Source organism: Paraburkholderia sp. SECH2, from assembly GCF_030464795.1.
GTDB lineage: Bacteria > Pseudomonadota > Gammaproteobacteria > Burkholderiales > Burkholderiaceae > Paraburkholderia > Paraburkholderia aspalathi.
Map to the genome: position 1 here is coordinate 22360 of NZ_JALPRH010000001.1, position 13752 is coordinate 36111.

A 13752-nucleotide genomic window follows, 5' to 3' on the forward strand; every position below is an offset into this window, starting at 1 on the left:
GTAGCGATAGTGACGGCACAAGCATGCCGTGGGTATACTGAGGTCGGCTGCCTTCCTTGCCGTAACGTCGTTGCGGTTGAACGGCTGCTTCGTCGCGAAGCATGACGTTGTGTTCAATCGCGTTGCGCTTCGCCCGCGCCCCAAGTTCCCGTGCACGATCGGGGACGCCGACGATCGGACCATGAAAAGACTTCTCCTGCTTGCTCCCGCTGCTGCCCTCACTGCTTTTCTCGCTGCCTGTGGTTCCAGCGGTCCCACCCGCGACGCGTCCCAGCCGATGATGTACGTGTCTTCGCAGCGCGCCCCTGCTTATATCGCCGATTGCCTCGAAAGCAAGCTGTCACGCGTGCGAATGTCGCGCGTCGGCGACGCGACCGAGATCGCTGTCGGTTCCGATTCGAACAACTCGTATTTCGTCACGCTGACGCCGCACAACGCGGGCTCGGTGATCAAGGTGATGCATCCCGCGAATGCGCCGGACGATCCACCTGAACCGGAAATGCGCGTCGATATTGCGCGCTGTGCGACCTGAGTTTCGGGTCACTCGGCGGCGTTGTTGAGGACGACACTGAGGACCACATCGAAGGCCACGCCGATGCGCGATTTTTTATCTCGCGTGTCGGCTATTTTTTTATCTGCTCATCTGCGAACATAGCCGCCCCTTGGCTTTTATCCGGCGCGCTGCGTCGTGAGGTTCGATGGCATCCAACAAAGCACATCACGCGACTGGGTTTGCGGCCGGCGTTATCGCGGCGGCGGTTGTCGCGCGCGTCGGCGGCGGTGGTTCGTTTCATATCGGCGTGCTGTTGAGTTTCATCGCCGGGGTGGCGGGGAGTACGGCGCCGGACTGGCTGGAAGTGGCGTGGTGGTCACGCGCGCGAAGGCTGTGGATTACCCATCGTACGTTGACGCATTGGGGTGTGGGGTGGGTCGCGTTGCTCGTGGGTTCCTATCATTGGCTTGGGCATTCGGTTTATGCTGCCGCGGCGTTTGGGTTTGCTTGTGGAGGGGTCATGCATCTGTTGGCCGATTGGCCGAATCCTTTGGGCGTGCCGTGGGTCGCTGCGCGGCATTCTTTGAATCTTTGGAATAGTGGGCGGTGTGATTTGATCGTTGTTGCGGGTTCTTGGGTCGCCGCTTGGTTTGTTAGTGAGCATGTTTGGTTGCATGGGGTTTCGGTTTTGCGGTTTTTGAGGGTGGGGTAGTTGTCGGCTTTTCTTTGCCTGCGCGGCGCTTTTTGTCTGTGTGCTTGGGGCTTTGGCCTTTCCTTGGTTTGTTAGTGGTCTATTAGCGTTGCCCCTGTGCGGGGCGGCACTTACTTTCTTTGCCGCCGCAAAGAAAGATAAGCAAAGAAAGCGGCTAGAAGCCCCTGCTAAGTGGGCACCGTGGTCTGCTAGGGGTAGTGGTGCGACTGGAATCTGTGTTCGTGCCCGTGCATAAGCTTGTGACAAGGGCGTCATTCTTCCGGCGGCGCTGCGCGCGCCGAAGCGTTGTTCTTAACCCCGGTTGGTACGCTTTATCGCCGCTTCGCGGCTGCGTAGTTGGCGGGGGTCATGCCCATCAATCGCACGAATGCTCGGGTCATATGGCTCTGGTCGGCAAAGCCCGCTGCAGCTGCCGCGTCTGCCAATGTCGTGCCGCGTGCGATCAGCTGTCTCGCAAGTATTACCCGGCGCTGCATTCTGTATGCGTGCGGTGGTAATCCCATCTCATGCGCAAAGCCCCGCAGCAGTTGGAAGCGGCTCATGCCGGCGTCCATGGCCAGGTCGGTTAGTGTGAGCGGTGATGATGGGTCGTCGTCGATGCGGGCCCTCGCTCGTGCAATCGGATTCAAGGTCTGTGACAACCGCGGACGTGCGTGCGTCGTCGCGTGCGTTCGAAGTAGATACCCAAGCAACTCGAGCATCGTCTCCTCTCGGATCAAGTCGTCCGGCACGGATTGCACTTCCACCGATACTGTGAACAGGCGCTCGAAGAGTATCTTCAGTTGTGGGTCGTGTGCCACCGGTTGCGTTAGTTCGATCTCGTGTGTGGTCATGCCACTTAACTCGATCGCTGCGTCGCTTAGCATCGACGGCTCGAAATACAGCATGCGCCATGCGCGTCCGCGCTCGTCGAGCGGGCTGCCGTCGTGTACCTCTCCAGGGTTCACCATGATGGCGTCGTTCGCTCGTGCTTCTACTACACCGCGGCCGCTTGATGATCGGTGTCCGCCCGTGAAGATCACGCCTACCCCGAAGCGGTCGTGTGAGTGGCGCGGAAACGAATGCGCCGTTTCGGCTACCGTCGCTTCGACGCCGGCGATCGCGCAGCGAGGCATGTGAACGCGGCCGCGTGACATGGGACGCCGCTCAGAAGTTAACTTGCGTTCCGCGCGGAACAACGCGCGGCGGTGTGCACGCTGAATCACGCAGCGAACCGTATGCAGATCGCCAGAGCGCCCCGCGCGCCAAGCCACGCGGCAAAGTGCGAGATGCCGCCTGAGCCAGCCCGCTCATCGACCGCCCCCTTCGTCCGTGCCCGAGCGCTCGCCCTCGCGGATCTTGCCTTGCGAAACGCTGCTGCCCGGTGGCACGCTGTGCGTTAGCCACACATTGCCGCCGATCACCGAGCCGCGTCCGATCGTCACGCGTCCGAGAATCGTCGCGCCGGCGTAAATCACGACGTCGTCTTCAACAATCGGATGGCGCGCGTTGCCCTTGACCAGCGTGCCGTCAACATCGGCAGCAAAGCTCTTCGCGCCGAGCGTCACGGCCTGGTAGACACGCACGCGCTCGCCGATGATCGCGGTCTCGCCGATCACAACGCCTGTGCCGTGGTCGATAAAGAAACTCGGGCCGATGGTCGCGCCCGGGTGAATGTCGATGCCGGTCGCCGAGTGCGCGATCTCGTTGATGAAGCGCGCGAGCAAAGGCACGCCGAGGCGGTGCAGCGCGTGCGCAAGACGATGGTGCGTCATCGCCCACACGCCCGGATAACACAGCAGAATTTCAGTGATGTGCTGCGCAGCCGGGTCGCCGGTGAACGCGGCCTGGATATCGCTGACCAGCAACGCGCGAATACCGGGCAACTGCGTGCCGAACTCGCGCGCGACGTTGAACGCGCGCTCCTTCAGATCCGCATCGGGCGTTTCGCCGAACTCGGGCAGAAAGCGCAAGGCACGGCGAATCTGTTCGGCAAGCAATCGCAACGTGCTTTCGAGCGTGTGGCCGACGTAGTAGTCGACAGTTTCGTCAGTTAGATCGGGGGCGCCGTAATGCGTGGGAAACAGCGCCGCGCGCAAGCCGGTGACAATCCCGATCACCGCCTCGCGCGACGGCAGCTCGCGAATGCCGAGCGGATGCCGCGTGCGATGCAACTCTTCACGCGACGCGCGCAGGTCCGCGACGATCTGTTCGAGACCCCAGTTATGGGCAGGCACATTAGGCATAAAAGGACAGCGCCGCGCGATAGGCGCGGTTCAGAGTGATTGTCCCAAGAGATTACCGCGTTTTGCCGCGGCTCGCGCAACGTCGCGCTGCTGCCCGGTATGCAGGGCCGCGCGTGGCGGGCGGTTCAGATGGTCACGCTGCTCGCATCGATCCAGCGCACGGCCCAGTCGCGCGCGTGCGCGATGGCGGTGGCCTCGTCAGGGAAACGCAAGTCGGTGGGGAAAAAACGGTTGGCGACCAGTTCGCCGTCGCTCGAGCGGGAGATGACCACATAAGGTTGCCAGCTGCCGTCGCCCGCGCGCGCCGGCGCGCAATTCAGCAAGTAGCCGCGATGTGTGAATGCAGCATCGAAATGCATGTGTCACCCGCCCTGACGGCCCCGTAAGATGTTTTGAGTAGCGCGCGTCTGTTCGTTGCCGGCTATGTAAAAAACAGCCGGACGCATGTCGCCGATTTAACCGCGCTTCGCTCGTCGGAGTAAGATCATACTCTGTAGAAAATAGGCGTCCATTAAAAAAAACGAAAAGAATCGCGGACGCAATCGTCACGTGAAATGCCCGCATATGTCATTGCACATAAACTGCGAGGCAAGCGCGGTACAACTCACGCACACAAAGAGGTTGTGCGAGGCGGAACAGGTTTTGCTGCACTTCAACCATGTCCTCTTCAATGGAGAATGCATGATGAACAGCGATATCAACAAGCCGGCAGACGCCGGTAAGCAGCCGCGCACCACCGGCCCGAGCACAACGGAACTGCATAACGACCGCACGCATGACAGCACGGTCGACACCGACGGCAAGAATCTCGAGGCCGCCCGCATAGCCGGTCACAGTCCGATCTCGCCGGACGAGATTACGACGACCAACGCGACCCTGGTCAACAGCGTGCCTGAGGCGCACGACGGCATGGCCGGCTTCGACAGCCGGGTTGGCGGCAATCATCTGCTGCTGGCACTCGAGCCGGGCTGCACGGTCATCGACAAAGGCATGGTCGCGCCGCAAGGCGTCGATTCAGAAGATGATCTGTTCGACGACCCGCGCCCGATCCGCAGCCGCCGCGAACGTGGCCGCATGCATTTCGCCCTCAATCATCTGCGTCCCACGCGTGTGATTGAATTACTTCGGGTGAAGTAACTACTCGCGCGGCGCGTATTTGTTTGAAATACGCCGCCAGCGCCGATTAATCAGTCCATTCAAAAGCGCGCACCGTTTGAATGACGGTGCGCGTTTCGTTACGGATTAGAAACTCAGGGTTGCAGGACCTGCAAGCCGAACGGGCTTTTTCCGCCGATCGCTGGCCGACACAATTGACTGCACGTCCAATACCAAACGGAGCAGCAGATGAAAAAGATTGTCGTAATAGGCGCAACCGGCACGATCGGCCAGGCAGTGAGCGCAGCATTGAAAGCACGCCATGAAGTCATCGAAGTGGGTGCGACGCGCGGCCAGTATCGCGTGGACAGCACCGACCCGGCCAGCATCGAGCGGCTCTTTGGCGAGATTGGTAAAGTCGACGGCATCGTCACCACCACCGGCAAGGTGCATTTCGGCCCGCTGCCGGAAATGACCGTCGAGCAGTTTTGGGTCGGTCTGCGCGACAAGCTGATGGGTCAGATCAATGTGGTGCTGGGTGCCCAGCGATACGTGAATGACGGCGGCTCGTTCACGCTGACGAGCGGCATTATCGGCGACGAACCGATTCGCGAAGGCGCGAATGCAACCACGGTCAATCTGGCCCTGGAAGGTTTCGTGCGCGGCGCCGCGATCGAATTGCCGCGCGGCATCCGCATCAACGTGGTGAGCCCGACCGTGCTCACCGAAGCGATGAGTGCTTATGCGCCCTACTTCCGTGGCTTTGAGCCGGTCACCGCCGAACGTGCCGCGCAAGCCTATTTGCGCAGCGTGGAAGGCGCGCAAACGGGCCGCGTGTATCGCGTGGGGTATTGAGCCTTCAGCAAGCTCAGTGAATCTCCGGCTCGCCGCTTGCATCCGCCTGCGCACCGCCGCGCTGCAGGAAATCGAAGTCGCAACCTTTGTTCGCCTGCAGCACGTGCGCCTGATGCAAGGCGCCATAGCCGCGCGTAAACCGCGGCTCGGGTCTGACCCAGGCGGCCCTGCGGCGCGCCAGTTCTTCCTCCGCTACGAGCATGTTGAGCTTGCGCCGCGGCACGTCCAGTTCGATCAGATCGCCGCTCTGCACGAGCGCAAGCGGGCCGCCGACAAACGACTCCGGCGCGACGTGCAATACGCACGCGCCGTAGCTCGTCCCGCTCATCCGTGCATCAGAGATACGCACCATATCGCGCACGCCCTTTTGCAGCAGTTTCCGCGGGATCGGTAATTGCCCCCACTCGGGCATGCCCGGCGCCCCGACCGGTCCCGCGTGCTGCAACACGATCACGCAGGTCTCGTCGATGTCGAGCGCTTCGTCGTCGATGCGCGCGGCCATGTCGTTGTAGTCCTTGAACACCACGGCGCGGCCGGTGTGCACAAGCAAGCGCGGCTCGGCGGCGCCGGGTTTGATTACGGCGCCGTCGGGCGCGAGATTGCCGCGCAGCACCGCAAGGCCGTTATTGGGCAGGAGCGGCGCGCTGCGGCGGCGGATCACCTGGTCGTTGAAAATCGTCGCGCCTTCGAGGTTCTCGCCGAGCGTGCGGCCGTTCACCGTTTTCTGCGAGCGGTCGATCAGGTCGCCCAGTTCGGCGAGCATGGCCGGCAAACCTCCCGCGTAGAAAAAGTCCTCCATCAGATACGCGCCGGTCGGGCGAATATTCGCCAGCACCGGTGTGCGGCGCGAAATGTCGTCATAGCGATCGAGCGTCAGTTCGATCCCGGCGCGGCGTGCGAGCGCGATCATATGCACGATCGCGTTGGTCGAGCCAGAGAGCGCGAGGCAGGTGGTCACCGCGTTATCGATTGAACCCGCGGTGATCAGATCGGACGGCTTCAAGTCCTCCCACACCATCTCGACGATACGCATGCCGGTTTTCGCCGCCATCTGCGCGTGCCTCGAATCCACGGCAGGAATGGAAGCGAAACCTGGCAGCGTGAAGCCGAGCGCTTCGGCAGCGCTCGTCATGGTCGACGCGGTGCCCATTGTCATGCAATGCCCCGGCGAGCGCGCAATGCCGCCTTCAATACCTTGCCAGTCCGATTCAGTGATCGTGCCCGCGCGCAACTCGGCCCAATACTTCCAGCTGTCCGATCCGGAACCCAGCGTCACACCGTTCCAGTTGCCGCGCAGCATCGGACCGGCCGGCAGAAAGATCGCCGGCAGATCCATCGAGATCGCGCCCATCAGCAAGGCGGGCGTGGTCTTGTCGCATCCGCCCATCAGCACGACGCCATCGGCGGGATACGAACGCAGCGTCTCCTCGGCTTCCATGGCGAGGAAGTTGCGATAGAGCATCGTGGTGGGCTTCTGGAACGGCTCCGCGAGCGTCTGCACGGGCAGTTCGACCGGAAAGCCGCCTGCCTGCCAGATGCCGCGTTTCACTTCCTCCACACGCTGCTTGAAATGCGTGTGGCAAGTATTGATCTCGCTCCATGTGTTGAGGATCGCGATCACCGGTTTGCCCGCGTATTCCTCACGGCTATAGCCCATCTGGGCGGTACGCGAGCGATGGCCGAACGAGCGCAGATCGTTTAAGCCGTACCAGCGGTGGCTGCGCAGTTCTTCAGGTTTCTTTCGCTTCGTCAACGTCTTTGCTCCTTCACGCGCGACACGATCTGTGTCGGGCTGACGAACTGCAGCGCAATCAGCACCCAGATCAACGTGATCGCCATGTAGATCATCGCCATCGCGTCGATCGATTGCGGCGCACGCACGCCAGTTGAAAATACAGCGTAGTACAAGGCGACCACGAGCGTTTGCGTCGCGGGGCCCGCTGTAAAGAATGTCAGTTCGAACATGCCGATGGTGCGCACCAGTACGAGCAGCCCGGCCGCCAGCATGCCGGGCACCAGCAGGGGCAGCAGAACATAGCGGAAATAGCGAAACGTGTTCGCGCCGAAAATGCGCGCCGCCGCTTCGAGATTGGGATCGATCTGCTCGATGAACGGCGTCATCACCAGAATCACGAACGGTAGCGCCGGCACGAGATTCGCAAGAATCACGCCGCTCAATGTTCCCGCAAGGCCGACTTTGTACATCACGGTGGCCATCGGAATGCCGTAGGTCACGGGCGGCACCATCAGGGGCAACAGGAAAATCAGCATCGCCATGCGCTTGCCGCGAAACTGCACGCGGGCGAGCGCATACGCCGCGGGCACGCCGAGCACGACCGACAACACCACCACCGCGCCGACCACTTCGACGGTGACCCACAACACGCTCGCCAGTTGAAAATCGCTCCACGCCTGTGCGTACCAATGCAGAGTAAAGCCCTGCGGCAAGAAGGTGCCGAACCAGCGGGTCGCCAGCGAATTCACCGCGACGGTCGCAATCAGCAGCACCACGTTGACGAGAAAAAACACCATCGCGCCCCACACCAGCACCTGCCAGATGCGGTCCGGCACGCTGGCGCGCTGCTTCACGCGCTTGCTGGGTTGCTGGGCGCCGTCGTTGTTTTCCTTCGACGCGGACCACGAAGGATGCGCGGCGTGATGATCGCTAGCCATCAGCCTTTGCCTCCCGTCACCGGACCGCTATAGAAGAAGCGGCGCGCGCCGAGCATGGCGACAACCACCAGCAGTTGCACGAAGCCCATCACCATCGCAATCGCCGAAGCAAGCGAATAGTCGTAGCTTTCGAACGCGGCTTCGGCTGCGGCGATCGACATCACGCGCGTCGGACCCGCAGGGGCGCCCAACAGCACCGCCGACGGAAACACCGAGAACGCCTGCACGAACGACAAACAGGCGGCCATCGTTAAACCAGGCACCAGCAGCGGCAAATAGATTCGACGGAACTGCTGCCACGGACTCGCGCCGAGCGTGGCGGCAGCGCTCGCGAGCGTCGGATCGATGCCGGTCACGTAGGACAGCGTCAACAGAAACGCAAACGGAAAGCCCGACACGATCAGCGAGATCAATACGCCCCAGAAGTTATGCGTGAGGCGCACTTCATTCGTGTACAGATGCAATCCGTGCAATGCCTGCGGAAACCAGCCATTCGGGCCAAAGTACGTGAGCATGCCGTCGGCGATCAGCACGGTGCCGAGCGTGACAGGAATCACCAGCAGCGTCGTGATGAGCTTCTGATAGGGCGAATTGCGACGCAGCGCGAACGCCACCGGAACCGACACGCCAACGTTAATCAGCGTCGCCGGCACGGCGAGCTTGAGTGTAACGAGAATGGTCGGCCACATCGACGTGTCGGTGAAGAACGTCAGATAGTTGGCCCACAGGCCGCCGCCGTTCATCGGCCGGAACGACAGCACTAAACCATACGCAAACGGATAGATGAACAACGCCACTATGAAAATCAAAGCCGGCGCGACCAGCCACGCCTTGGCATCGCGCGGTGCGAGCGGCGGCGACAGCATGGGCGTGTTCAAGCAGCCTCTCCGTCATAGACGAGCGTGCGCGACGGCGGCACACGCAGACTGATGCGCTCGCCCTCTTCGAACTCGCCCGCGACGCGCGCCCACAAATCGCCGAAAGCGGTCTCCACCCGCAGCAGTGAATCGTGCCCGCCGTATTCCACGGTGGTCACCAACGCGTCGAAGGCGTTTTCCACGCCAGGTGCTGCGCGCTCCATATCTTCAGGGCGCAGCGCAACGCTCACGCGCTTGCTGTTGAAACCGGCCATCGGCGTGCCGATCAGACGCACACCATTCGCGCTCACGGCAACCCCATCGCCTTGCGTGCTTTCGAGCGTGAATTCGGCTACGTTTCGATAGCCCATGAAACGCGCGACGTGCAAATTTTGCGGCCGCGTGTAGACCTCTTTCGGAGTGCCGACCTGCTGCACCACACCCTCTTTCATCACGACGATGCGATCGGCCATGGAAAGCGCTTCGTCCTGATCGTGCGTCACATAGAGCGTCGCGCGTTCGAGCTGACTGTGGATGCGGCGAATCTCAGCACGCATTTCGATGCGTAGTTTCGTATCGAGATTCGACAGCGGTTCGTCCATCAGAATCAGTGGCGGTTCGATCACGATCGCGCGCGCAATTGCCACGCGCTGCTGCTGACCGCCCGACAGTTGTCCGGGTAGCTTGCGTTCATGACCGACCAACTGTACGAGCTGCAATGCTTCGCGCGCCCGGCGCATGGCCTCGCTCTTACCGACGCCACGCATCTTCAAGCCGAAGCCGACGTTATCCAGCACACTCATATGCGGAAACAGCGCGTAGTTCTGAAACACCATGCCGAAGCCGCGCTTTTCCGGCGGCAGCACGTCGATGCGTTTATCGTCGAGCCAGATGCCGCCACCGCTCAAGGGCTGCAAACCGGCGATGCAATTGAGCGCCGTCGATTTGCCGCAACCCGAAGGTCCGAGCAACGCAATGAACTCGCCACGCTGGATGTTCAAATCGAGTCCTTGCAGCGCTGCGACCGCCTGGCCCTCCGCATTCGTGAAACTGCGGCTCACCGAATCGAGCCGCAACTGCTCAAAGTGATGCTTCATGGCGGTTTCCTGATACGCGGCTACTTGGTCTTCTGCGCGCCGACGTCGCTGTCCCATTTCTTGAAGGCCGCGACCATTGCGGTGGCGTTCAGCGGCAAAACATGCGGACGTTCAGCCAGCAGCTTTGCATACTCCGGCCGCCCATATTTCTTCAGCACATCCTGGCTGTGCGCGGGCGCCTGCTCGATGCTTACGCCCTTGATTGCCGGCCCGGGATAGAAATAACCGTCGTCATAGGTCATGGCTTGCTGTGCCGGTTCGAGCATGAAGTTCATCAGCTTGTAGATCACGTCGAGTTTTTCCTTCGGCACGCCCTTCGGAATCACCATGAAGTGCGCGTCGTTCACCCACGTCATGTTGTCAAATGCCTGCACGCGGAATTCCGCCGGAACGATGCCGAGCGCGCGTGGGTTGATGTCCCAGCCGGTCACCGTCACGGTCATGTCGCGCGTACCCTCGCCGAGTTCTTTCATCACCGCCGAGGTGCCGCCAGGATAGTAAGGAATGCAATCGTTCAGCTGCTTGAGAAAGGCCCACGTCTTGTCCCAGCCGTGAATCGGATCTTGCGGATCCTTGTCGCCAAGCACATAAGGCAGGCCCATCAGGAACGTGCGGCCGGGACCGGAGTTCGCCGGCCGCGCGTAGATCAGCTTGTCCGGATGCGCCTTGCACCATTGCAGGAGTTGCTCAGGCGTTCTGGGCGGATCGGTCACTTTGGCGGGGTTGTATTCGAGCAACGGACCGGCCGGCATATAGGCGACCTCGAGACCAAAGCCTTGAGCAAGGTCCTGCATCTTGCGCGGACCGGGCGCGTATTTGTCGAGCACGCCTGGGAAGGCCGCGGCATTGTCCGGCAATAACTTCATCCACAGATTCTGTTCGATGCCGGCAGCCAGTGCGTCGGTGCCCGTCAGGACGAGATCGATGTCGGAGCGGCCCGCGGCCTGCATTGCCTTGATCTTGCCCGGCAACTGCGGCGCGGGCGCGTTGGTGAACGTGAGATTGGCGACGAGATTCGGATACTTCGCCTTGAAGGCTTCGAAGCCCTTCTGCGTGAGTTGAAGGTCGCCGGCTACATCGACGATATTGAGCGTTACCGGATCGGCCGCATGCGCGGTGGACCCCAATGCGGCGCTTGCCACGAGACATACGGACACCAGCCTGAGCGCCAACCTGCCTGAAACAGTCATTGCGTCTCCTCGCTTCTTGGTATGGAAGTCCGCCGGCCAGATGTGCTGCTGGCGGTGTCTCTCTACCAATGGAACATAGCGAAGCGGAACTGCCGATGTCAAGCAAATACTCACCACTGGGTTTTACCTCAAAAATTGGCTATTTTTGCGCGGAATCCTTGTAGTTCAACGGTTTGCGCGCGTAATCCAAGGGCAAACCCGGAGTTTGAGAGCGAGCCGTGTAGTTAGTTGTCAGGCAACCAGAACGTGCACTGCGCATTCAAGCTGCCCGCACGCCTTGCGCCCTCACCCGCCCTGGACGCCCTCCGTATTCACATACAACGAATACAAGCCGTGGCTCGCCGCCATGAACAACCGGTTGCGATGACGTCCGCCGAAGCACACGTTCGCGCAGCGCTCCGGCAACGCGATATGACCGATCGGCTCGCCTTGCGGCGTGAAGACGCGCACGCCGTCGAGTTCGTCGGTGCCCATGCCCCAGCCGCACCAGAGATTGCCGTGTGTGTCGACGCGAAAGCCGTCGGGCGTGCCCGGACCGGCATCGATCAGCACGCGGTTGTTCGACAGCACGGCGCCCTTGCTGCTGACGTCGACGTCGAACGCGCGAATCTTGCGCGGCACGCCACGCGATTCGACGATGTACAGCACAGACTCATCCGGCGAAAACGCGAGGCCGTTCGGACCCAGCACGTCGTCGGCGACCATCGTCACCTCGCCCGATTGGCCGTCGATCCGGTACACGCACGCGGGCAATTCCGACTCCTGCCGCTCGCCCTCATAAAAGCTGTCGATGCCGAAGGTCGGATCGCTAAACCAGATCGAACCGTCCGACTTCACGATCACGTCATTCGGCGAGTTGAAACGCTTGCCGAGGTAACGGTCGGCGAGCACGGTAATCGAGCCGTCGTACTCGGTCCGCGTGACGCGCCGCGTCAGGTGCTCGCAGGTCACGAGGCGGCCCTGGCGATCGCGCGTGTGGCCGTTCGCATTGTTCGACGACTGGCGAAACGTGGTCACCGCGCCGCTAGTTTCGTCCCAGCGCAGGATACGGTCATTGGGAATGTCGCTCCACAGCAGATAGCGGCCGTCGCCGAACCAGACCGGCCCTTCTGACCAGCGCGCGCCCTGATACAGACACTCGACGGAAGCAGACGCCAGGATCAGCGACGTGAAGCGCGGATCGAGAACGCGAATGGAGGGATCGGGATAGCGTCGGCTGGTGTCGGTCATGCGTAGGCTTTGGACGATGGAGGTTGAGGGAGAAAATGGGTCGCAGCGCGCCGCGCACGGACCTGTAATCGCGGCCGCGGCGAGGTCAATGCGACGCCGGCTTCTGCGCGAGCTGACGCTCCAATGCGAGCAGGATCTGCGTCGCATGATCGATCTTCGCATGATGTTCGGGCGGCGTCGAACTGAGTAGCGGCAAGATCGGCCCCATGTCGGCAATCTTTGAAAACGTGACTGCATCATGCAACACACGGATCAACGAGATTTCGTCACGCAGCGTTTCGAGCGGCAGGAAAGCCTCATAGAGACGCTGCGCTGTGTCGGCATCGCCGATTCTGACGGCTTGCAGCAACGCCATGACCATGCGTGGCGCAATGCATCCCGAACCCGTCGTCCATGCGGCCAGACCGAACTCGCGCAAATGGACGAGCGCTGGCCGCTCGCCCATGCCCGACACCACCTTGGCCGCAGGCACGGATTGCACGAGTCGGCGCAGATACGGATCCTCCGCAGGATTGTCGCGGACGATCGCGTATTTGACGGCCAGCAGCGTGCCACGCTCGATCAATCGCGCGAGCGTGTCGAGCTCCACGTAGTTTTCGCTCTTGATGTACAGAGTGAGCGGCATGCCCGCCGCCTCGGCGATGCGCGTGAGCCCGGCTTCCACGCCTTCGGACGTCGTAAATCCGCTCAGCGGCAACACCATCGCCGTACGGTAGCGGGTTTGCGCAAGGATACGGGCCTGATCGAGCATTTTCCCGTAGTCGGGACCGATTGACGGGATCACGCGCGTGCCTGCACTGGCTGCGCCCGCCAGCATATCCAGCAAGTCCCGATACTCGCTGACGGCCACGTGGTAGAGGTTCGCATTGCCGCCGTACAGCAAGGTGCGCACGCCGCCAGCCTCGATGTGGCGGATCAGAGCACGGTTTTCGGCGACGTCCAGCGTGTAGTCGGCACGGCGGGCGAGCGGCGGCACGGCCATCACCGATGCGACGAATTCACTGTCGAGAATCGGGGATTCGTTCATGACGCCTCAAACACACGGGGACCGGGTGTTCAAGTTAGCATCGGGCTCGCAATGTTGTCAAACAACCTACGTATGGTTGTCATTGCGAGATCTCACGTCGAATTCGATGCGAAGGAGCCGAAGCTGGCAAAGCGCGGCGTGTCGCTTTCGTATGACAATAGACGGTGACAGGCCGCTGTTAGAGAATAGAGAAGGGCCAGGTGGAAATTGTCAATTTGATAATTGGCGTGGTTTTGTCCGGAATCTCGACACGCGCAGTCATTCAAAGTGGTTTGACAATAATGTTGCAAATCAAAAG

Annotated in this window: 14 protein-coding genes; 4 read left to right on the forward strand and 10 right to left on the reverse strand. The window is 61.4% G+C overall.

The features are described from left to right. Window positions 1–181 precede the first annotated feature (181 nt). The gene (locus M0D66_RS00100) at window positions 182–532 is read left to right on the forward strand and encodes a sugar ABC transporter ATPase (protein WP_211708549.1); all 351 of its coding nucleotides are present in this window, start codon (window positions 182–184) and stop codon (window positions 530–532) included. 166 nt (window positions 533–698) lie between these two features. Further along, on the forward strand, window positions 699–1205 hold the full coding sequence (locus tag M0D66_RS00105; protein WP_093637260.1) for a metal-dependent hydrolase: 507 nt from the start codon (window positions 699–701) through the stop codon (window positions 1203–1205). Between the two features lie 311 nt (window positions 1206–1516). On the opposite strand, the gene M0D66_RS00110 is transcribed toward M0D66_RS00105, so the two are convergent. The 3 genes from M0D66_RS00110 to M0D66_RS00120 all read right to left on the reverse strand — a co-directional run bounded on the left by M0D66_RS00110 (window position 1517) and on the right by M0D66_RS00120 (window position 3789). Then, window positions 1517–2341: an AraC family transcriptional regulator gene (locus M0D66_RS00110; RefSeq protein ID WP_211708548.1), complete on the reverse strand. Its 825-nt coding sequence runs from the start codon at window positions 2339–2341 to the stop codon at window positions 1517–1519. A gap of 153 nt (window positions 2342–2494) precedes the next feature. Continuing rightward, window positions 2495–3430: a serine O-acetyltransferase EpsC gene (epsC, locus tag M0D66_RS00115; RefSeq protein WP_093637266.1), complete on the reverse strand. Its 936-nt coding sequence runs from the start codon at window positions 3428–3430 to the stop codon at window positions 2495–2497. 125 nt (window positions 3431–3555) lie between these two features. Continuing rightward, entirely contained in the window at window positions 3556–3789 is a 234-nt protein-coding gene (locus M0D66_RS00120) for a hypothetical protein (protein WP_013590843.1), read from the reverse strand. A gap of 325 nt (window positions 3790–4114) precedes the next feature. Here M0D66_RS00120 and M0D66_RS00125 point away from each other — a divergent pair, with 325 nt between their 5' ends. Both M0D66_RS00125 and M0D66_RS00130 read left to right on the forward strand, forming a co-directional pair. Further along, the gene (locus M0D66_RS00125) at window positions 4115–4567 is read left to right on the forward strand and encodes a DUF3005 domain-containing protein (RefSeq protein WP_093637766.1); all 453 of its coding nucleotides are present in this window, start codon (window positions 4115–4117) and stop codon (window positions 4565–4567) included. A 207-nt stretch (window positions 4568–4774) separates the two neighbouring features. After that, window positions 4775–5380 (forward strand): short chain dehydrogenase, encoded by a 606-nt coding sequence (locus tag M0D66_RS00130; protein ID WP_200619526.1) that lies wholly within the window; start codon window positions 4775–4777, stop codon window positions 5378–5380. 13 nt (window positions 5381–5393) lie between these two features. Here M0D66_RS00130 and araD read toward each other — a convergent pair whose 3' ends face one another. The 7 genes from araD to M0D66_RS00165 all read right to left on the reverse strand — a co-directional run bounded on the left by araD (window position 5394) and on the right by M0D66_RS00165 (window position 13454). Beyond that, complete coding sequence (gene araD / locus M0D66_RS00135; RefSeq protein ID WP_211708547.1) at window positions 5394–7133, reverse strand: L-arabinonate dehydratase; 1740 nt, start codon at window positions 7131–7133, stop codon at window positions 5394–5396. Then, on the reverse strand, window positions 7130–8053 hold the full coding sequence (locus tag M0D66_RS00140; RefSeq protein ID WP_211708546.1) for an ABC transporter permease: 924 nt from the start codon (window positions 8051–8053) through the stop codon (window positions 7130–7132). The genes araD and M0D66_RS00140 overlap by 4 nt, the downstream gene beginning before the upstream one ends. After that, window positions 8053–8919, reverse strand: a complete 867-nt coding sequence (locus tag M0D66_RS00145; protein WP_200619580.1) for an ABC transporter permease — start codon at window positions 8917–8919, stop codon at window positions 8053–8055. Before M0D66_RS00145 ends, M0D66_RS00140 begins: the two co-directional genes overlap by 1 nt. Before the next feature lie 8 nt (window positions 8920–8927). Continuing rightward, complete coding sequence (locus tag M0D66_RS00150) at window positions 8928–10007, reverse strand: ABC transporter ATP-binding protein (protein ID WP_211708545.1); 1080 nt, start codon at window positions 10005–10007, stop codon at window positions 8928–8930. A 20-nt stretch (window positions 10008–10027) separates the two neighbouring features. Further along, window positions 10028–11197 (reverse strand): extracellular solute-binding protein, encoded by a 1170-nt coding sequence (locus M0D66_RS00155; RefSeq protein ID WP_211700340.1) that lies wholly within the window; start codon window positions 11195–11197, stop codon window positions 10028–10030. A 285-nt stretch (window positions 11198–11482) separates the two neighbouring features. Beyond that, window positions 11483–12427 (reverse strand): SMP-30/gluconolactonase/LRE family protein, encoded by a 945-nt coding sequence (locus M0D66_RS00160; protein ID WP_211708544.1) that lies wholly within the window; start codon window positions 12425–12427, stop codon window positions 11483–11485. A gap of 85 nt (window positions 12428–12512) precedes the next feature. After that, window positions 12513–13454, reverse strand: a complete 942-nt coding sequence (locus tag M0D66_RS00165; protein ID WP_211700338.1) for a dihydrodipicolinate synthase family protein — start codon at window positions 13452–13454, stop codon at window positions 12513–12515. Window positions 13455–13752 lie beyond the last annotated feature (298 nt).